Source organism: Streptomyces sp. NPDC056486, from assembly GCF_042795295.1.
Classification (GTDB): domain Bacteria; phylum Actinomycetota; class Actinomycetes; order Streptomycetales; family Streptomycetaceae; genus Streptomyces.
Genome location: NZ_JBHTSF010000051.1, coordinates 27,998 through 49,688, shown reverse-complemented (window position 1 = coordinate 49,688; position 21,691 = coordinate 27,998). Strand labels below are relative to the sequence as shown.

Annotated in this window: 21 protein-coding genes; 13 read left to right on the top strand and 8 right to left on the bottom strand. The window is 70.0% G+C overall.

Translation table 11 applies throughout. The annotated features are described in order from the left end of the window. The first annotated feature begins 288 nt into the window (after positions 1–288). Positions 289–873: a suppressor of fused domain protein gene (locus ACFQ7F_RS21475; RefSeq protein WP_383272684.1), complete on the top strand. Its 585-nt coding sequence runs from the start codon at positions 289–291 to the stop codon at positions 871–873. 41 nt (positions 874–914) lie between these two features. On the opposite strand, the gene ACFQ7F_RS21470 is transcribed toward ACFQ7F_RS21475, so the two are convergent. Further along, on the bottom strand, positions 915–2,168 hold the full coding sequence (locus ACFQ7F_RS21470) for an MFS transporter (RefSeq protein ID WP_383272682.1): 1,254 nt from the start codon (positions 2,166–2,168) through the stop codon (positions 915–917). A 205-nt stretch (positions 2,169–2,373) separates the two neighbouring features. Here ACFQ7F_RS21470 and ACFQ7F_RS21465 point away from each other — a divergent pair, with 205 nt between their 5' ends. The 3 genes from ACFQ7F_RS21465 to ACFQ7F_RS21455 all read left to right on the top strand — a co-directional run bounded on the left by ACFQ7F_RS21465 (position 2,374) and on the right by ACFQ7F_RS21455 (position 4,769). Continuing rightward, a complete protein-coding gene (locus ACFQ7F_RS21465) occupies positions 2,374–3,015 on the top strand; it encodes a DUF6758 family protein (RefSeq protein ID WP_383272680.1) in 642 nt (213 codons plus the stop codon). 184 nt (positions 3,016–3,199) lie between these two features. Next, the gene (locus ACFQ7F_RS21460; protein WP_383272678.1) at positions 3,200–4,075 is read left to right on the top strand and encodes a PHP domain-containing protein; all 876 of its coding nucleotides are present in this window, start codon (positions 3,200–3,202) and stop codon (positions 4,073–4,075) included. Between the two features lie 88 nt (positions 4,076–4,163). Beyond that, positions 4,164–4,769, top strand: coding sequence for a MarC family protein (locus tag ACFQ7F_RS21455; RefSeq protein WP_383272676.1), 606 nt, complete (start codon positions 4,164–4,166; stop codon positions 4,767–4,769). 108 nt (positions 4,770–4,877) lie between these two features. Here ACFQ7F_RS21455 and ACFQ7F_RS21450 read toward each other — a convergent pair whose 3' ends face one another. After that, positions 4,878–5,030: a hypothetical protein gene (locus tag ACFQ7F_RS21450; RefSeq protein WP_383272674.1), complete on the bottom strand. Its 153-nt coding sequence runs from the start codon at positions 5,028–5,030 to the stop codon at positions 4,878–4,880. Positions 5,031–5,239: 209 nt separating this feature from the next. Here ACFQ7F_RS21450 and ACFQ7F_RS21445 point away from each other — a divergent pair, with 209 nt between their 5' ends. Further along, on the top strand, positions 5,240–6,142 hold the full coding sequence (locus ACFQ7F_RS21445; protein WP_383272672.1) for an NYN domain-containing protein: 903 nt from the start codon (positions 5,240–5,242) through the stop codon (positions 6,140–6,142). A gap of 39 nt (positions 6,143–6,181) precedes the next feature. Here ACFQ7F_RS21445 and ACFQ7F_RS21440 read toward each other — a convergent pair whose 3' ends face one another. Both ACFQ7F_RS21440 and ACFQ7F_RS21435 read right to left on the bottom strand, forming a co-directional pair. After that, positions 6,182–7,036 carry an alpha/beta fold hydrolase gene (locus ACFQ7F_RS21440; RefSeq protein ID WP_383272670.1) on the bottom strand — a complete coding sequence of 285 codons (855 nt, stop codon included), beginning with the start codon at positions 7,034–7,036 and terminating at the stop codon, positions 6,182–6,184. A 581-nt stretch (positions 7,037–7,617) separates the two neighbouring features. Beyond that, positions 7,618–9,834 (bottom strand): DEAD/DEAH box helicase, encoded by a 2,217-nt coding sequence (locus tag ACFQ7F_RS21435; RefSeq protein WP_383272668.1) that lies wholly within the window; start codon positions 9,832–9,834, stop codon positions 7,618–7,620. A 463-nt stretch (positions 9,835–10,297) separates the two neighbouring features. On the opposite strand from ACFQ7F_RS21435, the gene ACFQ7F_RS21430 reads away from it, so the two are divergent. Continuing rightward, a complete protein-coding gene (locus ACFQ7F_RS21430; RefSeq protein WP_383272666.1) occupies positions 10,298–11,035 on the top strand; it encodes a ferritin-like fold-containing protein in 738 nt (245 codons plus the stop codon). A 264-nt stretch (positions 11,036–11,299) separates the two neighbouring features. On the opposite strand, the gene ACFQ7F_RS21425 is transcribed toward ACFQ7F_RS21430, so the two are convergent. The 4 genes from ACFQ7F_RS21425 to ACFQ7F_RS21410 all read right to left on the bottom strand — a co-directional run bounded on the left by ACFQ7F_RS21425 (position 11,300) and on the right by ACFQ7F_RS21410 (position 13,195). Next, positions 11,300–11,572 (bottom strand): hypothetical protein, encoded by a 273-nt coding sequence (locus ACFQ7F_RS21425; protein WP_383272664.1) that lies wholly within the window; start codon positions 11,570–11,572, stop codon positions 11,300–11,302. 215 nt (positions 11,573–11,787) lie between these two features. Further along, positions 11,788–12,015, bottom strand: coding sequence for a DUF3107 domain-containing protein (locus ACFQ7F_RS21420; RefSeq protein ID WP_383272662.1), 228 nt, complete (start codon positions 12,013–12,015; stop codon positions 11,788–11,790). A gap of 151 nt (positions 12,016–12,166) precedes the next feature. Then, on the bottom strand, positions 12,167–12,808 hold the full coding sequence (locus ACFQ7F_RS21415; RefSeq protein WP_383272660.1) for a TetR/AcrR family transcriptional regulator: 642 nt from the start codon (positions 12,806–12,808) through the stop codon (positions 12,167–12,169). 144 nt (positions 12,809–12,952) lie between these two features. Further along, on the bottom strand, positions 12,953–13,195 hold the full coding sequence (locus ACFQ7F_RS21410) for a hypothetical protein (RefSeq protein WP_383272658.1): 243 nt from the start codon (positions 13,193–13,195) through the stop codon (positions 12,953–12,955). A 200-nt stretch (positions 13,196–13,395) separates the two neighbouring features. Between ACFQ7F_RS21410 and ACFQ7F_RS21405 the strand changes: the two genes are divergently transcribed. The 7 genes from ACFQ7F_RS21405 (at position 13,396) to ACFQ7F_RS21375 (ending at position 21,502) form a co-directional block, all read left to right on the top strand. Beyond that, positions 13,396–14,385: an alpha/beta fold hydrolase gene (locus tag ACFQ7F_RS21405; RefSeq protein WP_383272656.1), complete on the top strand. Its 990-nt coding sequence runs from the start codon at positions 13,396–13,398 to the stop codon at positions 14,383–14,385. A gap of 8 nt (positions 14,386–14,393) precedes the next feature. Then, on the top strand, positions 14,394–15,812 hold the full coding sequence (locus tag ACFQ7F_RS21400; protein ID WP_383272654.1) for a DUF3152 domain-containing protein: 1,419 nt from the start codon (positions 14,394–14,396) through the stop codon (positions 15,810–15,812). 101 nt (positions 15,813–15,913) lie between these two features. After that, complete coding sequence (locus tag ACFQ7F_RS21395) at positions 15,914–16,006, top strand: Ms4533A family Cys-rich leader peptide (RefSeq protein WP_344520500.1); 93 nt, start codon at positions 15,914–15,916, stop codon at positions 16,004–16,006. 135 nt (positions 16,007–16,141) lie between these two features. Beyond that, the gene (locus tag ACFQ7F_RS21390; protein WP_383272651.1) at positions 16,142–17,872 is read left to right on the top strand and encodes an ABC transporter substrate-binding protein; all 1,731 of its coding nucleotides are present in this window, start codon (positions 16,142–16,144) and stop codon (positions 17,870–17,872) included. 20 nt (positions 17,873–17,892) lie between these two features. Continuing rightward, a complete protein-coding gene (locus tag ACFQ7F_RS21385) occupies positions 17,893–18,885 on the top strand; it encodes an ABC transporter permease (protein ID WP_383272649.1) in 993 nt (330 codons plus the stop codon). A 17-nt stretch (positions 18,886–18,902) separates the two neighbouring features. After that, positions 18,903–19,892 (top strand): ABC transporter permease, encoded by a 990-nt coding sequence (locus ACFQ7F_RS21380; RefSeq protein ID WP_383272698.1) that lies wholly within the window; start codon positions 18,903–18,905, stop codon positions 19,890–19,892. Beyond that, the gene (locus ACFQ7F_RS21375; protein WP_383272647.1) at positions 19,889–21,502 is read left to right on the top strand and encodes a dipeptide ABC transporter ATP-binding protein; all 1,614 of its coding nucleotides are present in this window, start codon (positions 19,889–19,891) and stop codon (positions 21,500–21,502) included. The genes ACFQ7F_RS21380 and ACFQ7F_RS21375 overlap by 4 nt, the downstream gene beginning before the upstream one ends. The last annotated feature ends 189 nt before the right edge of the window (positions 21,503–21,691 follow it).

Here is a 21,691-nt window from a genome sequence, read left to right as displayed (position 1 = left end):
ACGGGGAGTACAGGCGCACAGTGGCAGCTACAGGGCTGCGTGAGGTGTCAGACGGAAGAACGGGTGGTACTGCACGGTCGACTTCGATCCATGGCAGCCCCACCTCCTCCGGCCGGTCCCCCGTAGGGGAAGTCCCAAGCGCGTAGCGCGCGAAGTCATCTGCCCGGGCTTGAGAGCGCGCTCTGCGTGCTGCCTGCGTGCTGCCCGGAACCAGCGGCCAACACTATCAGCCGACTGAAGTGTCAAGCCCCGTCTTTACCCGCCACTGACGAGTTCTATGCTCGCGTCATGGCTGATGTTCTTGCTCTGGTCGAGGCCCGTCTCCGTACTGGCCTGGGTGAACCGGACGCCCGCGCCGCGGTGACCTTCCTCGGCACCGACCGCGTCGAAGTGCTGCGCTTCACGGACGGGGACGTGGTCCGATACGCCACCCTCGGCATGTCCGCCCAGCCGATGGCCGACCCCACCGCCGCCCTGGCCGACCCGGTCAAGGGCCCGCGCGCCGAGCTGGTCCTTTCGGTACGAGGCGGCGTGGCCGACACGGACAAGGTGCTGCGCCCCCTCGCCGTACTGGCGGCCTCACCTCAGGTCGAGGGCCTGATCGTGGCCCCCGGCGCCTCGCTCGACGTGGGTGAACCGCTGTGGCCCGGCGCGCAGTTCACTTCGGTGCTCGTCGCCGAGCCGGGGGGTCTGGTGGAGGACCTGGAGCTCGACGAGCCGATGGAGCCCGTACGGTTCCTGCCGCTGCTGCCCATGACGCCGAACGAGGCGGCGTGGAAGCGGGTGCACGGCGCGCAGGCCCTTCAGGAGCGCTGGCTGAACAGCGGGGCGGACCTGCGCGATCCGCTGCGCAGGTCCGTGTCTCTGGACTGACTTCCTGGGTTGAGACTCCTTCAAGTCCTTTACGGGAAGCCTCAGTTGGCGAAGACGGTGACGCTGTCCTCCGTGGCGTGCTTCGGTTCGAGCTCCTTCGCCTCGTGGTTGAGGGCGTCCTTGCGGACCCAGACCACGACCGCGCCCAGCACCGCCGTGACGGCCGCGACCACGAACGGGATGTGGATGTTGCTCCACACCTCGATCTTCGGCGCGAAGAACGGCGCGGCAGCGGCGGCGAACCACCGGACGAAGTTGTAGCCGGCGCTGGCCACGGGACGCGGCGCGTCCGAGACGCCGAGCGCGAGCTCGGTGTAGACGGTGTTGTTCACGCCGATGAAGGCGCCGGACAGGATCGTGCAGACGATGGCCGTGGCGTGGTTGCCGTACCCGAGCACCAGGACGTCCGCGGCGAGAAGCACCAGCGAACCGCCGAGCACCTTCAGCGAGCCGAACCTCGCCTGCAGCCGCGGGGCCACGAGCACCGAGAAGATTGCGAGCAGCAGGCCCCAGGCGAAGAAGATCGCACCCGACTTGTACGGGGTCATGTTCAGCACGAACGGCGTGAAGGCCAGGACCGTGAAGAACGTGTAGTTGTAGAAGAACGCGGAGGCGGCGGCGGACGCGAGACCGCCGTGCCCCAGGGCCTTGATCGGCGCGAGCAGCGATGTCTTCCGCGCGGGCTTGGGCTGCTCCTTCAGGAACGCCGTGATGCAGAGGAAGCCGACCGCCATCAGGACCGCGGTGCCGAAGAACGGGTAGCGCCAGCTGGCGTTGCCGAGCACGGCGCCGAGCAGCGGCCCGCACGCCATGCCGAGGCCGAGCGCCGACTCGTAGAGCAGGATCGCCGCGGAGCTGCCGCCGGCCGCGGCGCCGACGATGACGGCAAGGGCGGTCGACACGAAGAGCGCGTTGCCGAGTCCCCATCCCGCGCGGAACCCGACGAGCTCGCCGACCGATCCGGAGGTGCCGGCGAGTCCGGCGAAGACCACGACGAGCGCGAGGCCGAGGAGCAGGGTCTTCTTGCCGCCGATCCGGCTGGAGACGAATCCGGTCACCAGCATCGCGATGGCGGTGATGAGGAAGTACGAGGTGAAGAGCAGGGAGACCTGGCTGGCGGAGGCGTCGAGGCCCTTGGCGATGGAGGGGAGGATCGGGTCGACGAGTCCGATGCCCATGAAGGCGACGACGGATGCGCCTGCGGTCGCCCAGACAGCCTTCGGCTGACGCAGAAGGCTCGGTGCTCCCTCGTCGAACGGGTCCCCTTCGGCGAGACCTCCTGTGCTGCTGTTCATGCCTGCTCCTTAGCGGCTTCCGTACTTCCGTAAGCGGCTTCCGTCGAGATCGTTGACGTATACACACATTAGTTAGCCAACCTAAAAGATGCAAGCTGCATCTAGTTTCGCCTGGTGACAGGGCCACGGACAGGGTCACGGGCAGGGCCACCGGACGGGTGATCGTCCTTGACGGGGCGACGACCGGGGAGGACCGTTGGTCGTTATGAGGGGCGAACCCAGTTGCCCGAAGTGTGGTGGCCGGGTCAGGGCTCCCGGTCTCTTTGCCGATTCCTGGCAGTGCGGTGTGCACGGGACGGTGCATCCGCTGCAGCCTGTGATCCCACCCAGCGTCGAGGCGCTCCAAGTCGTGGTGCATCGTGCGCAGGTGCCGGTCTGGATGCCGTGGCCACTGCCGGTCGGATGGCTGTTCACGGGCGTGGCCTGCGCGGGCGACGACCGCAGCGGCGGTCGCGCGACCGCCGTGGCCTGCTCGGGTCCCGCGCCGCTCGGCGGCATGGGAGAGCTGGTCCTGGTCGCCGAGGAGCTCGGCGTCGGCCTCGGTGCGCGGTACGCGGGCATCGACGGCCCGGATCCCGGTCCCTATCTGAACGTGGAGAAGCCGCCGCCGGCCAAGCTTCTCGCGGCAGGCAGGCCGACCCCGATGTGGCATGTGGCGGGCACGCCGGACGACCGCGCGGTCTTCGCGGGCGAGGCGCGCGGCCTGTGGCTGTGGGCGATCGCGTGGCCGGAGCAGTCGGGGCTCCTGATGTACGACGAGTTGGTGCTCACCGATCTGCGGGACGCGGGGGCCGAGACGGATCTGCTGCCGTGCGGGGCGCTTTCGCCGCGGATCCTGATGCCGTGATGCCGTGATGCCGTGATGCCGTGATGCGGTGATGCGGTGATGTCGTGATGTCGTCGCCCGGTGCGGTCGTTGCTGCCGTTGCTGCCGTGAGGGGTGTCTCCTCTGTGGCGGGCGGCGGAGCGTTCGGCTCCCGTTATCCTTGAGCGTCCCCTCGTCCGCCCCGTCAGAGTCCGGAGTCCGCGTCGTGCGCATCGATCTGCACACCCACTCCACCGCTTCCGACGGCACGGACACCCCGGCGCAGCTGGTGCGCAACGCTGCCGCCGCCGGGCTCGACGTCGTCGCGCTCACGGACCACGACACCACCCGCGGGCACGCGGAGGCCGTATCGGCCCTGGCGACACTCGACCGGGACCTCACCCTCGTCACCGGCGCCGAACTCTCGTGCCGCCTCGACGGCGTGGGCCTGCACATGCTGGCCTACCTCTTCGACCCCGACGAGCCGGAACTCTCCCGTGAGCGCGAGCTCGTGCGCGACGACCGGGTGCCCCGCGCGAAGACGATGGTCGGCAAGCTCCAGGAGCTCGGCGTCCCGGTCACCTGGGAGCAGGTCGCGCGCATCGCGGGCGACGGCTCGGTCGGCCGCCCGCACATCGCCGAGGCCCTGGTGGAACTGGGCGTCGTACCGACCGTCTCGGACGCCTTCACGTCCGACTGGCTCGCCGACGGCGGCCGCGCGTACGCCGAGAAGCACGAACTGGACCCCTTCGACGCGATCCGCCTGGTCAAGGCCGCGGGCGGCGTCACCGTCTTCGCGCACCCGGCGGCCGTCAAGCGTGGTCAGGTGGTGCCCGAGGCCGCGATAGCGGCGCTGGCCGCCGCCGGTCTCGACGGTGTCGAGGCCGACCACATGGACCACGACCCGGCCACCCGTACCCGGTTGCACGGGCTCGCCGCTGACCTCGGCCTGCTCGCCACGGGGTCGAGCGACTACCACGGCAGCCGCAAGACCTGTGTGCTCGGGGAGTTCACCACCGACCCCGAGATCTACGGGGAGATCACGCGCCGCGCGACCGGGGCGTTCCCGGTGCCGGGCGCGGGCGGAGGCCCCGCCGCGTAACAGCGGCTTCCCCGGCCTCCTCACCTTCCCCACCTTTTTCGCCGCCCCCGCGCGGGACTTTCGTACGACTCACTGCAAGGCCATCACTGTGTTCGACGTTGCCGTTTTCGGATCCCTCTTCCTCACCCTTTTCGTGATCATGGACCCTCCTGGGATCACCCCGATCTTCCTCGGACTCACCTCCGGCCGCCCCGCCAAGGTGCAGAAGAAGATGGCCTTCCAGGCCGTGTGCGTCGCGTTCGGCGTGATCGCGGTCTTCGGGCTCCTGGGTCACCAGATCCTCGACTACCTGCATGTCTCCGTCCCCGCGCTGATGATCGCGGGCGGTCTGCTGCTCCTGCTGATCGCGCTCGACCTGCTCACCGGCAAGTCGGACGAGCCGACTCAGACCAAGGACGTCAACGTCGCCCTCGTACCGCTCGGCATGCCGCTGCTCGCGGGGCCCGGCGCGATCGTCTCGGTCATCCTGGCCGTCCAGGACGCCGACAGCGTCGGCACGCAGATCTCCGTGTGGACGGCGATCGTGGCGATGCACGTCGTGCTGTGGCTCGTGATGCGCTACTCGCTGCTGATCATTCGGGTCATCAAGGACGGCGGCGTGGTCCTGGTGACGCGGCTCGCGGGCATGATGCTCTCCGCGATCGCGGTGCAGCAGATCATCAATGGTGTGACGCAGGTGATCAACGGCGCCTAGGGCGCCTCCGCCGCGGGCCGCTCGTGCCGCAGGCCGGCGCCGGACATGCCAAGGGCCCCCGTACCAAAGGTGTACGGGGGCCCTTCAACCTGTATGACAACCTGTGCGTTACGAGGCCTGGGATTCGGCCGGTCGGATATAGATGCGCTGGCCGATCGCTGCGGCCTGCTGCACGATCCGATTGACGGAGGCGGCGTCTACGACGGTCCGGTCCACGGCGGCGCCGTCGACGTCGTCGAGTCGCATGATTTCGAAGCGCATAAGGCTTCTCCCTTCGTCTGGTCATCCTCCTGGAGGAGAACTACTGGTGTTGTGGCCACCGGGACTGCTGTGTCCGGCGTTCCTACGGGTACAACGAGTTGCCCCCAGCAAACATTCCCTACGCTAAGGAAATTTTTCGACAGGCTAATTACTCACGAGTAGCGAGACCGGTTGTGTTCGCTGCGTGACCAGCGGGACAATGAGCGCCTATGGCCCCCATGAACGACGAGATCGAGATCAGCGCCCAGCTGGAGCGCGCCAACGGACTGCTCGAGCGCGTGCTCGCCGAGGTGGCGAAGACGCCGTCCACGCACGCGATCTTCGTCGATGCCGGATACGTGTACGCGGCGGCGGGACGGCTCGCGGTCGGCACGGAGGACCGGCGGGCCTTCGACCTGGACGCGGAAGGGCTGATCGACGCGCTCATCGACAAGGCGCGCACGATCTTCGCGGACAGCCGTCTGCTGCGCGTCTACTGGTACGACGGTGCGCGGCGCCGCATCCACACGGTGGAGCAGCAGTCGATCGCGGAGCTCCCCGACGTCAAGGTCCGCCTCGGCAACCTCAACGCGAACAACCAGCAGAAGGGCGTGGACTCCCTCATTCGGACGGATCTGGAGTCACTGGCCCGGCACCGCGCGATCAGCGACGCGGCCCTGATCGGGGGCGACGAGGACCTGGTCTCGGCGGTGGAGGCCGCGCAGGGTTACGGCGCGCGGGTGCATCTGTGGGGCATCGAGGCGGCCGAGGGCCGTAACCAGGCCGAGCCGCTGCTGTGGGAGGTCGACAGCCAGCGCACGTTCGACCTCGACTTCTTCAAGCCGTACGTGTCCCGGCGCACCGTGGCGACGTACGAGACGGCGGGCACGGCCCGGCCCTCGCGCGAGGACGTGCGGTTCGTGGGTGCGCAGATCGCCGCGAAGTGGGTGGCCGAGCGGGGGCGCGCGGCACTGGTGGACCTGCTGCCGGGTCATCCCTATCTGCCGGGGTCGGTGGACCAGGAGCTCTTGGTGGAGGCCGAGAAGCTGCTCGCGTACTCGCTGCGGGGGCAGTCGGATCTGCGGCGGGCGCTGCGGGACGGCTTCTGGGAGAACTTGCAGACGCGGTACTAGCGGCTGTGGGTGTGGGCCTGGGTATGGGTGTGGGTGTGGCTACGGGGTGGTGGTGCGCCCGTCCCAGAAGGTGATGAGGGCGGCGGCCGTCTCCGCCGGGCGGTCGGTGTTGGGGGAGTGCTCGGCGCCGGTGATGACCGTGCGGTGGGCGTGCAGCCGGTCCGCCATCTCGTCGAGCCAGGTGACGGGCCAGGTGTCGTCGCGCTCGCCGGAGACGACGTGCTTGCGCAGGGGTACGGCGGCGAGCTCCGTGACGCGGTCGGGCTCGACGCAGAGCTGCTTGCCGGTGGCGATGAGCTGGGCCGGGCTGTGCCGCAGCCAGCGCTCGCGCAGGACGTCACCGTCGAGGGCGGTGTCCTCGGGCGGATCGAAGGCCTGGATGGCGGCCCAGGCCTCGGCCATCGACAGGACGCCGAGCGCGTCCGTCAGCATTTTGGCGCGGGCCTGCTGCGAGGCGGAGATGGCGGCAGGGCCGGAGGCCATGAGGGTGAGCGAGGCGAAGGTGTCCGCGGGGGCGCGGAGGATGGCGGCGCGGGCGATCTGGCCTCCGAGGGAGTGCCCGAGGAGGTGGAGCGTGCCACCGACTGCGTCGGCCTGGGCGAGTACGTCCTGGGCCAACTCACCCTGTGCGTAAGCGGATTCGTCCTTCTCCGGGCCCTGGGTCTCGTACTGCCCGCGGCCGTCGACGGAGACCGCTCGATACCCGGCATCCGCGATGGGCCTGAGCAGGGCGATGAAGTCCTCCTTGCTCCCGGTGAATCCGGGGAGCAGCAGGACCGTGCCCTTGGCCTCGCCGGCCGGGCGGGCGTCCAGGGTGGCGAAGTCGCCGCGCGCGGTCCGGAGCCGCCGCGCGTCGACGCCGGGGGGCGGGGTGAAGGTCGGGGGCCTGCTCATACCTCCGAGGCTAGCGGCAGGTGTGGGCGCGGGCCTTGGGTGGGGTGGGCGGCTTGGCGTTGCTCGCGGCAGGGTTCCCCCCCGTGTCCGGGGTCAGCATTCCCGTGCGGGGTGCCCCTCCGGGCTGGGCGTGGCCGGCGTGGCCTGCTGGCTCCTGGCCGGGGCTTGGCGTCCGGTCCGTCTGTGCACTCGGGGTGGCTTTCCGCGCGGGGCTCCCCGTTGGGCGGCTGGGGGGCGCGGCGCTGGGTGGTGTCTGGTTCTGGTTCGGCTGTGTCCCGGGGGGCTTTGCCGCGCTTCGCGCGGATCTTTCCCTCCCGCCCGCCCGATTGCCCCGCGTCATCGGGCGGGGTCGGGGTGGGGGCGCAGTCGCGGTGGGGTTCATCCGCTTGTCCGTCCGCTCGTCACCGGGCAGACGCGGGGTAATCGGGTGGGCGGGTGGGAGACATCCGGCGCGGAGCGCCGGGGCAGGGTGGAGCGGACCGCAACTGTGCGGCAACAAAGGCGAGTTGGGGGTACGCAGAAGGCCCGGCACCCCCCGTAGGGGGTCCGGGCCTTCAGGCGTTAAGCCTCAGCGGAGTGCCTCAGCTCTCCTCGGCCGGCGCAGCCACCGCCTTGCGCGTACGGCGACGCGGCTTCGCGACCGCATCCTCCTCGGCGACAGCCGGAGCCGCCTCCGCGGCCTTGCGCGGACGCCGACGCGGCTTGGTCTCCTCCGTCGGCTGAGCGGGAATCTCGGCTTCGACGGTGTCGACGACGGTTTCGGCGGCCTTGCGGGTGCGGCGGCGGGGCTTGGTGGCGGGTGCCTCGGCCTCGGGGGCTTCGGCGACCTCGACCACGGGCTCGGCTGCCTTGCGGGTGCGGCGGCGGGGCTTTGTGGCGGGTGCCTCGGCCTCGGTCGTCTCTACGGCTTCGACGGTGTCGACGACGGTTTCCGCTGCTTTGCGGGTGCGGCGGCGGGGCTTGGTCGCGGGTGCTTCAGCCTCGGGGGCTTCGGCGACCTCGACCACGGGCTCGGCTGCCTTACGCGTACGGCGGCGGGGCTTTGTGGCGGGTGCCTCGGCCTCGGTCGTCTCTACGGCTTCGACGGTGTCGACGACGGTTTCGGCGGCCTTGCGGGTGCGGCGGCGGGGCTTGGTCGCGGGTGCTTCAGCCTCGGGGGCTTCGGCGACCTCGACCACGGGCTCGGCTGCCTTGCGCGTACGGCGGCGCGGCTTCGTGGCGGGTGCCTCGGCCTCGACCGTCTCCACGGCCTGGACAGCCTGTGCGGTCTCCACGGCCTCAACCGTCTCGACCACGGCCTCCGCGCCCTCAGAGCCGCTCCGCGTCCGGCGACGGCGGCGCGGTGTACGCGGCTCCGTCGGCTCGGCCTCGAGGGCAGGCGCAGGGGCGGTCGCAACGGCAGCCGCAGGCGCGGCAGCCTCGGCCACCGCTACGGCGGGAGCCTCCAGCGGCGTACCCGAGCGCGTACGGCGACGCCGACGCGGCGTACGCGCCTCACGCGGCTCGCGCTCCGGCTCAGGAGCGTGCCCGCGGTCACGGCCGCCGTCACGGCCGCCGTCGCGACCGCCACGGTCGCGGTCGCGTCCGCGCGAGCCACCCTTGCCGCCCGTTTCGCCGAGGTCCTCGACCTGCTCCGCGCGGAGCCCGGCACGGGTCCGCTCGGCACGCGGCAGCACACCCTTCGTGCCCACCGGGATGCTCAGCTCCTCGTACAGGTGAGGAGAGCTGGAGTACGTCTCGACCGGGTCGCTGAGGCCGAGGTTCAGCGCCTTGTTGATCAGCTGCCAACGCGGGATGTCGTCCCAGTCGACCAGCGTGATCGCGATGCCCTTGGCGCCCGCGCGGCCCGTACGGCCGATGCGGTGCAGGTAGGTCTTCTCGTCCTCGGGGGACTGGTAGTTGATGACGTGCGTGACGCCACCGACGTCGATGCCGCGCGCGGCGACGTCCGTGCAGACGAGGACGTCCACCTTGCCGTTGCGGAAGGCGCGCAGCGCCTGCTCGCGGGCGCCCTGGCCGAGGTCACCGTGCACGGCGCCCGACGCGAAGCCGCGCTTCTCGAGCTGCTCGGCGATGTCGGCGGCGGTCCGCTTCGTACGGCAGAAGATCATCGCGAGCCCGCGGCCGTCGGCCTGCAGGATGCGCGAGACCATCTCGGGCTTGTCCATGTTGTGCGCGCGGTACACGTGCTGCTTCGTGTTCGCGACGGTCTGGCCCTCGTCGTCCGGCGCGGTGGCGCGGATGTGCGTGGGCTGAGACATGTAGCGACGGGCCAGGCCGATGACCGCGCCGGGCATGGTCGCCGAGAACAGCATCGTCTGACGCTTCGGCGGCAGCATGTTGATGATCCGCTCGACGTCGGGCAGGAAGCCCAGGTCGAGCATCTCGTCGGCCTCGTCGAGGACCAGGCACTTGATGTGCTTGAGGTTGAGCTTCTTCTGGCCGGCGAGGTCGAGAAGACGACCCGGCGTGCCGACGACGATGTCGATGCCCTTCTTGAGGGCCTCGACCTGCGGCTCGTAGGCGCGGCCGCCATATATGGCGAGGACGCGTACGTTCCGCGCCTTGCCGGCGGTCAGGAGGTCGTTCGTGACCTGCTGGCACAGCTCACGGGTGGGGACGACGATGAGGGCCTGCGGGGCGTCGGTGAGCTGCTCGGGCTTGGCCCGGCCCGCCTCGACGTCCGCGGGGACGGTGACGCGCTCCAGGAGCGGCAGTCCGAAGCCGAGCGTCTTGCCGGTGCCGGTCTTGGCCTGGCCGATGACGTCGGAGCCGGAGAGCGCTACGGGCAGCGTCATCTCTTGGATGGGGAAAGGGCTGATGATGCCGACGGCCTCAAGGGCCTCGGCCGTCTCGGAGAGAATTCCGAGATCGCGGAAAGTCGTAGTCAGGGCATTGCCTCTTCTGTGAGACGCGGCCCGAGGCGAACGCTGGGGGTCGTGACCGTGCCACTACCGCCGGCTGCTTGGGGGGCGGGGCCGGGGGCGCGGGACCACTGCCTGCGCTCGAGCGCTCGTACCGCTGAGGTTCCCTCCTCATGCCGTCCGCACTTCGCGGGCCGCCTGGAGGGCTGTCGGGTCGGAGCCGATCGGGCCTCCGACCGGGCATCCTCATTCGTACGGCCCGACGAATATTCGACAGGCGCATTACCACTGTACCCCGGAATCTCGCAGGCGTGTCTGACGAATAAGTCACGTAGTCGTCGTCACAGTCACTGACCAGGCCCTTACACGTTGCTGCGAGCGGGCTATTGTGCGGTTTATGGAGACGCCTGACACCGCCGCTGACACACCTGCCGAACCCACTGGAATCGCCGCCCAGGACTGGAAGACCGCTGCTGACGAGCCGCACTACCGCGCCGCGGTGGTGGATCTGCTCGGAGCGCTCGCCTACGGAGAGCTCGCGGCATTCGAGCGGCTCGCGGAGGACGCGAAGCTGGCGCCGACGCTCGGTGACAAGGCTGAGCTGGCGAAGATGGCGTCGGCGGAGTTCCACCACTTCGAGCGGTTGCGGGACCGGCTCTCGGCGATCGGCGCGGATGCCACCGAGGCGATGGAGCCCTTTGTGGCCGCGCTCGACGGCTTCCACCGCCAGACGGCGCCGTCCGACTGGCTCGAGGGCCTCGTCAAGGCGTACGTGGGTGACTCGATCGCCAGTGACTTCTACCGCGAGGTCGCGGCGCGGCTCGACGGCGACACCCGTCGTCTCGTCCTCGGCGTGCTCGACGACACGGGGCACGCGAGCTTCGCCGTGGAGAAGGTGCGTGCCGCGATCGACGCGGATCCGCGCGTGGGCGGGCGGCTCGCGCTGTGGGCCCGTCGCCTTATGGGCGAGGCGCTCTCGCAGTCGCAGCGGGTCGTCGCCGATCGGGACGCCCTGTCGACCATGCTGGTCGGGGGCGTCGCCGATGGCTTTGACCTCGCGGAGGTCGGGCGGATGTTCTCCCGGATCACTGAGGCGCACACCAAGCGGATGGCTGCGCTGGGGCTCGCGGCGTAGTCGCTGGGGCTCCGGAGGCAGGGGCTGCATTCCACCCGCGGGTGCGTCGTGGCTGGGCGCGCAGTTCCCCGCGCCCCTTCGGGCGCGGCCCGCGGTGGAGCCGCATATCTCAGAACCCGCGTACCTTGCCCGCGCCCCCTCGGGCGCGGGCGCTGAGACTCTGCGGGGCTGCCGTGTTCACCTGCAGGTGCGTCGTCGTGGCTGGTCGCGCAGTTCCTCGCGCCCCTTCGGGCGCGGCCCCCTGAGAGGCGCCCCCCGGCGGCGCTACGCCGTCGCTGAGCGACGGCGTAGCCGACTCCGGCTGGGGCGGATCAGGAGTGAGAGCAGGGCTGCTGCCACCGCCACCGCGCCTGTGATCGTTGCGGGTGCGTGGCCCGCGCCGAGGGCCATGTGCGCGACGATGGCGCCGATCACGCCGCCCGCGGCGCCGGTCGACAGGACCAGGCTTCGTACGGGGAGCCGGTGGGCCAGCCGGTGGGCCGCTGCCCATGCCAGGGCGAAACCGAGCAGTGCAGAGCCGAGTGCTTCCAGAATCACAGGGTGTCCCTCCCTCGCGGCCAGGTGCAAAACGGTCGTAGCCGGTCTTACCCCTGGCAGCCGGAACGCAATCCTCCAGACCCGCCGTAGACCCCTCCGTGAACCGCTCCGTGAACCCCGCCGTGCGCAAGGCGCGCGTCAACACACGAGAACGGCCCGGTGGTTGTGACCACCGGGCCGTTCTCGTTGTTCGTCCTGCGTGCAGCGCCCGTGACCTACAGGGCGCTGAAGCCCACCTTGCGTGCGGTCGGCTCGCCGAGCTCGACGTACGCGAGGCGGTCGGCCGGAACCAGGACCTTGCGGCCGTGGTCGTCCACGAGGCTCAGCAGCGGCGACTTGCCGGTCAGCGCCTCGGACACCGCGTGCTCGACTTCCTCGGCACTCTGGGTGCTCTCGAGCACGATCTCGCGGGGCGCGTACTGCACGCCGATCTTGACCTCCACGGCTTTGTCCCTCCGACGGTCAGTGATGTGCGCGTCGTCCGCGCCGTACTCAGCACACATTAGCCCGGTGAGGCGACGCTCATGCTTCCGCCGCTGCACGCCAGTAGCGAACAGAGATCGGGAACAGAACGCGAATGCCGGAAACCGGGGGTCAGTGACCGTCCAGGCCGTGCAGCGGGAAGCCCGCGATGCCGCGCCAGGCCAGCGAGGTGAGCAGTTCCACCGCCTTGTCGCGCGGAACCGTGCTGCCGCTGGCGAGCCAGTACCGGGCGACCACCTGTGAGTAGCCGCCGAGCCCCACGGCGAGCAGCATCGCCTCGTCACGGGGCAGACCCGTGTCCTCGGCGATGACCTCGCAGATCGCTTCCGCGCACTGGAGCGTGACCCGGTCCACCCGCTCGCGGACCGCGGCCTCGTTCGTCAGATCGGACTCGAAGACGAGGCGGAAGGCACCGCCCTCGTCCTCCACGTACGCGAAGTACGCGTCCATCGTGGCCGCGACCCGCAGCTTGTTGTCCGACGTGGACGCGAGCGCCGTACGGACGGACTGCAGCAGCGATTCGCAGTGCTGGTCGAGCAGAGCGAGGTAGAGGTCGAGCTTTCCGGGGAAGTGCTGGTAGAGCACCGGCTTGCTGACTCCGGCCCGCTCGGCGATGTCGTCCATCGCTGCCGCGTGGTAACCCTGCGCGACGAAGACCTCCTGTGCCGCGCCCAGCAACTGATTGCGTCGGGCACGACGCGGCAGGCGTGTGCCCCGAGGGCGCGCTGCCTCTGTCTGCTCGATGGCTGTCACGCCGCCTCCCATGATCGTGAATGTGCGGTGTGCGCCGCGCGGCCATCGTACTTTTCGGTAACCCTGATGTGCGCGGTACGAGCGGAGAATTTCACGGACTGGATGACCGCGAAACCCGTGCTTAGCAGGGCAAACACGGGCAGCTCAGCGATAGTCGTCTTCGTCGATGCTGACGACGCGGGCCTGTTCGGCCAGGTCGGCCTCGTTGGCCGCGGCCGTGTCCGCGCCTTCCAGGGAGTCGTCCTGGCTCGGCGCGAGGTCGGTGTGCTGCTCCGCGGCATCGGCCTCGGGTGTCTCGGTGCTGATGTCGTTGATGTGGCCGATGGCGGTGGTGTCGGTGGCCTCTTCGGCCTGGAAGGTCTCGGGGTCGGACGGGTCGACTGTCATCGTGGCTCTCTTCCCTACGGAGTCCCTGGCGGACTAGTGGTGCGAGTGCCCTGTTCACCCTCTTCTATGAGCCTAGGAGACCTCCGAACCAGGCGCTACGTGATCTCCCGGCGCCGTCGCCGGGATATGCGACGCCGATCAGCGGGATCTGTGACTGCGAACACATGAACCACCGTGTGATCGTCTCGTAACATTGCCGCATGTCTTCGACCGAGCTGCCGAACCTGATCGCCGCCTCCGTCGCCCCGAAACCGGGTGCCGTCGGGGTCGCGCCGGGCGAACGGCTCGATTCGGTCACCCTTCCCGGGCTCACGCTCTCGGTGCGTTCCAGACCGCCGGTCCGCGAGGGACTTCCCCCGGCGCTGTACGTGCACGGGCTCGGCGGATCCTCGCAGAACTGGTCGGCGCTGATGCCGCTGCTCGAGGACGTCGTCGACTGTGCGGCGATCGACCTGCCGGGGTTCGGCGACTCGCCGCCGCCGGACGACGGCAACTACTCGATCACGGGACACGCGCGCGCGGTCATCCGTTATCTGGACGCGCGCGAAGACGCGCCCGTGCATCTGATCGCCAACTCGCTGGGCGGCGCGGTCACCACCCGCGTCGCCGCCGTCCGCCCGGACCTGGTCCGCACCCTCACGCTGATCTCGCCCGCGCTCCCGGAGCTGCGGGTGCAGCGCACGGCACTGCCGACCGGGCTCCTCGCGGTGCCCGGCGTCGCGAGTCTGTTCACCCGGCTCACCAAGGACTGGACGGCCGAGCAGCGGGTCAGCGGCGTCATGGCGCTCTGTTACGGCGACCCGGGCCGGGTCTCGCCCGAGGGATACAGTGCGGCGGTGCGGGAGATGGAGCGCAGACTCGCCCTTCCGTACATGTGGGATGCGATGGCCCGCTCGGCGCGTGGCATCGTGAACGCGTACACCATGGGCGGGCAGCAGGGTCTGTGGCGACAGGCGGAGCGGGTGCTCGCGCCGACGCTGCTCATCTACGGCGGCCGGGATCTGCTCGTCTCGTACCGTATGGCGCGCAAGGCCGCCGCCGCGTTCCGTGACTCACGGTTGCTCACGCTGCCGGACGCGGGGCATGTGGCGATGATGGAGTATCCGGATACGGTGGCCACGGCAATCCGCGAACTCCTCGCGGATACAGGAGAGTTGAATGCATCCGGTCAGTCGAGCGCTGGGAGCTGAGGCGGCGAGTGGGACGTCATAGCCGCCGAGGTTCGGTCGACCTCGAAGACAACACGGGCAGTACGGACACTGCCGACATACCGTCACCGCAGGGCGCACGCCCGCCGGCTCCCGGCACGGGGCGCCGCAGACGCGCCCCGGGGGACGCCGGCACGCCCGCGCACGGGGTCCCGCAAGCGACCCCGCCGCACGGCACGCCCCAGGCCACGCCTCCGCGTGGCACGCCGCACGTCCGTGGCGGGCACCCCGAGCAGCGTGAGCCGGGCGGGGCCTGGGGATCCGGGCCCCGGACGGGCGCCGCCGCTCACGGAGCGCCGGGCGCACGGACCGCGCCGCCCCGCATGCCGGGGCCCCGCCGCGACTACGTGGACGCGTTCGGCGACGAGTTCCCTGAAGAAGACCCCTTCGCGACCGGAGCGACCCGGGTCGCTCCCGCGTCGACCGCCGTCCCGCCCCACGACCCGTACGCCTCCGTCACCGACTGGGACCGCGCGGTCGACGAGGACGAGGAAGCCCACGGAGAGCTCTGGTCCGAAGGGTCCGAAGGATCTGCGGGGTCCGACGGGAGCGACGGCCCCGGCGGCATCGCGGACGACGAGGACGACGAGGGCAAGGGCGGCAGGTCGGGCGGCAAGGGCCGCACCTTCACCGGGATAGCCGCCGCCGCTGTCACCACCGTCCTCGCGGTCGTCGTGGCCGGTCAGGTGGCTGACGGGGCAAAGGATTCTGCTCCCCGCCCGCAGGCCGCGAAGGGCCAGGACGACCGCGCCGCGGCCGATGACGCGTCCCGCTCGGACGACCGGCCCACGCCCGCGGAGTCCGCCCCGGCGACGTACGAGACGAAGATGGCCAAGAAGTACCCGCTCGACGCCAAGCTCACGGCGTCCGGTGACTTCGACGGGATGGCCGGGTTCGACAAGGCGCCCGGCAAGGGGCAGAAGTTCCGCTACCGCGTCGACGTCGAGAAGGGCATGGGTCTGGACGGCGAGCTGTTCGCGGCGGCCGTGCAGAAGACCTTGAACGACGACCGGAGCTGGGCGCACAACGGGGGCCGGACCTTCGAGCGGATCTCTTCGGGGAAGCCCGATTTCGTCATCACGCTCGCCAGCCCGGGGACGACCGGGAAGTGGTGCGCGAAATCCGGGCTCGACACCCTTCAGCAGAACGTTTCCTGTGACTCCGCGGCCACGGACCGCGTCATGATCAACGCCTATCGGTGGGCGCAGGGCGCCAAGACCTACGGCGACCGCATCCATCCGTACCGGCAGATGCTGATCAATCACGAGGTCGGTCACCGGCTCGGCTTCAATCACACGGACTGCACGAAGGACGGCGAGCTCGCGCCCGTCATGCAGCAGCAGACGAAGTTCCTCGACCACGACGGAATCAAGTGCAAGGCCAACCCTTGGGCCTTTCCGAAGAGTTGAGAGAGCTGACCCCGGCGAATTGACCGCGCGGTGAGCGTTCTGTGCTCACCGCGTGTTCGACGGCTTTGACATCCGCCGAAAGTTCGTTCATATTTCTCCGCATGTCGCCTCGTCACGCCTCCTCGCGCGCCGCCCTTGAGCTGGCGCTCTTTGGCGTGACCGCGCTCTGCGTGTCCGACATTCACTGTTGCTGACGTCCGCCCCTGGCGTGTGCGTCGCTTTCTCTCCGGACCCTCTGCATCCTCTGCGGTCCTGACTGACCTTCTTCGGCGGCCCCGGGGCGAGCTCTGCTCTCTTCCCCTGCTCGATTCTCCGAGAGGTCCCTTCCCATGCGTCAACCGTCCGTCATAGCCCGCCGCGTGGCAGCGGCATCCGTCAGCCTGGTCCTGGCAGCGGGCGCCGCCGCGTGCGCGGGCCCCGAGGACGCCGACGGCAATGGCGCCGGGAGCGCCGACGGCAAGCCCGCCAAGGGCGGTACGCTCTCCGTCCTCAACAGAGACCCGCAGGTCGACTTCGATCCGGCGCGGCTCTACACCTCCGGCGGCGGCAACGTCCCCTCGCTCGTCTTCCGTACGCTCACCACCCGCAACCGCGAGGACGGCGCCAAGGGCTCGGAGGTCGTGCCGGACCTCGCCACGGACCTCGGCAAGTCGAGCAAGAACGCCACGGTGTGGACGTACACCCTCAAGAAGGGCCTCAAGTACGAGGACGGCTCGCCGATCACGTCGGCCGACATCAAGTACGGGATCGAGCGCTCCTTCGCCGGTGAACTCTCCGGTGGCGCGCCCTACTTGAGGGACTGGCTGATCGGCGGCGACAAGTACGCGGGGCCCTACAAGGACAAGAGCGGCAAGGGGCTCGAGTCGATCGAGACGCCCGACGAGCGGACCATCGTCTTCCACCTGAACAAGCCCGAGGGCGAATTCCCCTATCTGGCGACGCAGACGCAGTTCACGCCCGTCCCCAAGAGCAAGGACAAGGGCACGAAGTACGAGGAGCACCCGGTCTCCTCGGGCCCGTACAAGGTCGTCAAGAACGAGAACGACGGCGAGCGCCTGACCTTGGAGCGCAACCCGCACTGGTCGGCGAAGACCGACCCCGAGCGCAAGGCCTACCCGGACAAGATCGACGTGCGGTCCGGCCTCAACTCGTCCGTCATCAACCAGCGCCTCTCGGCGGGCCAGGGCGCGGACGCCGCCGCCGTGACCACCGACACGAACCTCGGCCCCGCCGAACTCGCCAAGGTCACCGGCGACAAGGAGCTGTCCTCACGGGTGGGCACCGGGCACTTCGGATACACGAATTACCTCGCCTTCAATCCGAAGGTGAAGCCCTTCGACGACCCGAAGGTGCGCCAGGCCATCTCGTACGCCGTCGACCGCTCGTCCGTGGTCAACGCCGCCGGCGGCTCGTCGCTCGCCGAGCCCGCGACGACGTACCTGCCGAACCAGAAGTCCTTCGGATACACGAAGTACGACCACTTCCCGGCGGGCAAGTCCGGCAACGCGAAGAAGGCCAAGGAGCTTCTTAAGGAAGCCGGTCACAAGGACGGGCTCACCATCACGCTGACCCACTCCAACGCCAAGGACTTCGAGACGAGCCCGGAGATCGCCACCGCGATCCAGGACGCCCTGAAGAAGGCCGGGATCACGGTCAAGCTGGAAGGCCTTGAGGACAACGACTACAAGGACAAGGTCCACAGCGCCAAGACCGAGCCGGGTCTCTTCCTCGCCCACTGGGGTGCCGACTGGCCCTCCGGCGGTCCCTTCCTCGCCCCGATCTTCGACGGGCGGCAGATCGTGAAGGACGGCGCCAACTTCAACACCGGCTTCCTGAACGACAAGTCGGTCAACAACGAGATCGATGAGATCAACAAGCTCACCGACCTCGACGCGGCCGCGAAGCGCTGGGGCGCCCTCGACAAGAAGATCGGCGAGCAGGCCCTGACCGTGCCGCTCTTCCACCCGGTCTACAAGCGCCTGTACGGCAAGGACGCGAAGAACATCGTGATCAGCGACTGGACGGGTGTCCTGGACATCTCCCAGGTCGCGGTCAAGTAAGGGTTACTGGTCACATCACCATGAGCGAGGCCCTTCTGGCCTCGGAAGCGGGGACGGGCGTCACGGCGCCCGCCCCGACTTCCGGTGCCCGTCAGTTCTGGCGGCGGCTGCGTACGCAGCGCGCCGCCCTCGTCGCGGCGGCCGTCGTCGCGCTGCTCGTCCTGGTCGCGCTCGCCGCGCCGCTGCTCACCGCCATCGAGGGCCAGGACCCCAGTACGTACCACCCCGACCTCATCGACTCCGGGCGCGGCGGCGTGCCCATCGGCTCGTTCGGCGGGGTCAGCGCCGAGCACTGGCTCGGCGTCGAACCGCAGACCGGGCGCGATCTGTTCGCCCGCCTCGTGTACGGCGCGCGGGTCTCCCTCGGCGTCGCGCTCGCCGCGACCCTCGTGCAGGTGCTGCTCGGCGTCACCATCGGCATCGCGGCCGGGCTCGGCAACCGCTGGGTCGACCAGGTGCTCAGCCGCGCCACCGACGTCATCGTCGCCATGCCGCTGATGGTCCTCTCGCTCGCCCTGATGGCGATCGTGCCCAGCGGCTTCCCGCGCCCCGTCCTCGTCGCCCTGGTCATCGGGCTCGTCGCCTGGGGCAGTACGGCCAAGATCGTGCGCGCGCAGACCATCACCCTCAAGGAGCTCGACTACGTGGCCGCCGCCCGGCTCAGCGGCTGGAGCACCTGGCGCATCGCGCGCCGCGAACTCCTGCCGGGGCTCGCCGCCCCCGTCATCACGTACGCGGCGCTGCTCGTCCCGTTGAACATCACGGTGGAGGCGGCGCTCTCCTTCCTCGGCGTCGGCGTCAAACCGCCGACCGCCTCCTGGGGGCAGATGCTGACCTCGGCCGACATCTGGTACCAGGCCGCGCCGCAGTACCTACTGCTGCCCGCAGGGGCGCTGTTCGTGACGGTGCTCGCCCTGACCGTCCTGGGGGACGGCGTGCGGACCGCGCTCGATCCACGGGCCGCGTCGCGGCTGCGGGTCGGCACCGGGAAGAAGCGGGAGGGCAAGGCATGACAGGCCTTCTGCACGGCATGACCGGATTCCTCCTGAGGCGCGCGGTGGGCGCCCTCGTCACGCTGCTCGCCATCTCCGTGATCATCTACGCGGTCTTCTACGTCGCTCCCGGCGACGTCGCCCAGATCACCTGCGGTCCGCGCTGCTCACCGGCTCAAGTGGCACAGGTGTCCGAGCAGTTGCGGCTCGACGATCCGGTGTACGTCCGCTACTGGGACTTCCTGCAGGGCATCTTCGCCGGCCAGGACTACTCGACGGGCACGGGCGTCGAGCACTGCGACGCCCCCTGCCTCGGGCTCTCCTACCAGAGCGACCAGCAGGTCACCCAGCTGATCCTGACGAAGCTGCCCGTCACCGGGTCGCTCGCGCTCGGCGCCATGGTGATGTGGCTGATCCTCGGCGTCGGCACCGGCGTCCTGTCCGCCTGGCGGCGCGGGCGCGTCACCGAGCGCGTCCTGACCGGCGTCACCCTCGCGGGCACGGCCACGCCCGTCTTCGTCATCGGCCTGCTCCTGATGATCGTGGTCTGCGGCCAGCTGAACTGGCTGCCCTTCCCGCAGTACGTACCGTTCACCGACGACCCTCAGCAGTGGGCGTGGAACCTGCTCCTGCCCTGGCTGTCCCTCGCGCTGATCGAGGCCGCCAAGTACGCGCGCCTCACCCGCGCCTCGATGCTGGAGACCCTCGCCGACGACCATGTGCGGACGTTTCGCGCGTACGGCGTCGGGGAGCGCTCGATCATCGGCAAGCACGCCCTGCGGGGCGCGGCCGCCCCGGTCATCGCGATGAGCGCCAACGACTTCGGGTCGATGTTCGGCGGCGCCGTGCTCAGCGAGACACTCTTCGGCCTGCCCGGCATGGGGCGCGAACTCGTGCACGCGGTCAAGGAGGTCGATCTGCCGGTCGTGGTCGGCATGGTCCTGGTGACCGGCTTCTTCGTGGTGCTCGCCAATGCCGTCGCGGACGTCCTTTACGCGGTGGCCGACCGAAGGGTGGTCCTGTCATGAGCGTGGCCCAAAGCCTCGTCCAAGTGACCGACCTGGTGGTCGATTTCGGGGACACGCGCGCCGTCGACCGGCTCTCCTTCACCCTTGAGAAGGGCGCCGCGCTCGGCCTCGTCGGCGAGTCGGGGTCCGGCAAGAGCACGGTGGCCTCCGCGCTGCTCGGGCTCCACCGGGGCACCGGCGCGGGCGTCGACGGATCCGTCCTCGTCGGCGGCATCGACGTACAGGAAGCGTCCGGTGAGGAGCTGCGACGCCTTCGGGGCGGGAAGGCGGCGATGGTCTTCCAGGACCCGCTGTCGTCCCTCGATCCGTACTACGCGGTGGGCGACCAGATCGCCGAGGTGTACCGCGTGCACACCGGAGCCTCGCGCCGGGCGGCACGCGCGCGTGCCGTCGACGTGCTCGACCGGGTGGGCATTCCGGATGCCGTACGCAGGGCGCGATCGAGGCCGCACGAGTTCAGCGGCGGCATGCGGCAGCGCGCGCTCATCGCCATGGCGCTCGCCTGCGAGCCCGAGCTCCTGATCGCCGACGAGCCGACGACCGCCCTGGACGTCACCGTGCAGGCCCAGATCCTCGACCTGCTGCACGGGTTGCGGGCGGAGACAGGGATGGGCCTTCTCCTGGTCACCCACGACGTGGGTGTCGCGGCCGAGAGCGTCGACGACGTCCTGGTCATGCGGTACGGCAGGTCCGTGGAGCGGGGGCCCGTGCGGGAGGTTCTCGGCGCGCCGAAGGAGGCGTACACGAGGGAGCTGCTCGGGGCGGTGCCCCGGGTGGACTCACCGCGCGATGCGGCATCCCGCGAGCAGGGCGACGTCGTACTGGAAGCGGTCGGTCTGCGGCGGGAGTTCGGGCGCGGGAAGCGTGCGTTCGCCGCCGTGGACGACGTGTCGCTCACGGTCCGCCGTGGGGAGACGCTCGGGGTCGTGGGCGAGAGCGGCAGCGGCAAGACGACCCTCGGGCGGATGCTGGTGGGGCTCCTCGATCCCTCGGCGGGGGAGATCCGGCACGGGGGCGCGCCGGCGTCGGCCGACGGGACGCGGGCCGGGGTGCAGATGGTGTTCCAGGACCCCGTCTCCTCGCTCAATCCGCGCCGCGGCATCGGGGAGTCCATCGCCGATCCGCTGCGCGCCAGGGGCGAGCGCGACGACTCCGTCGTGCGCGCACGGGTGAGCGACCTCATGGAGCGCGTCGGGCTCGATCCGGCGTACTACGGACGCTATCCGCACGAGTTCAGCGGCGGTCAGCGGCAGCGTGTCGGGATCGCGCGGGCCCTCGCGGCCGACCCCCGGGTCATCGTGTGCGACGAGCCGGTCTCGGCGCTCGACGTGACGACGCAGGCGCAAGTGACCGCGCTCCTCGCCGAACTGCAGAAGGAGCACGGGCTCGCCCTCGTCTTCATCGCGCACGACCTCGCGGTGGTGCGCCAGGTCAGTGACCGGGTCGCGGTGATGCGGCAGGGGCGGATCATCGAGCAGGGATCCGTCGACGAGGTGTACGGAGCACCCCGACAGGCGTACACCAAACAGCTGTTGGCGGCCGTGCCCGCGCTCGACCCGGAAGCCGCGGCGCAGCGCCGTACGGCCCGCAGGGAGCTGGCCGCAGCTTAACGCTCCGTAGCGAAAGAGCGCTCTCCCGGTGTCATAGCGCGACAGAACGCTACCGGCACGGGAAAGTTACGGCCGTTCACCCCTTTTGGTGGGGGGGTGGGAAAACCGCCAAAAACCCCCCCGCCAGGGCCCCAACGGTAGGGCCCCGGGCGGCCCCGGGGGCCACCGCGGCGCGCCAAAAGGGGGGTG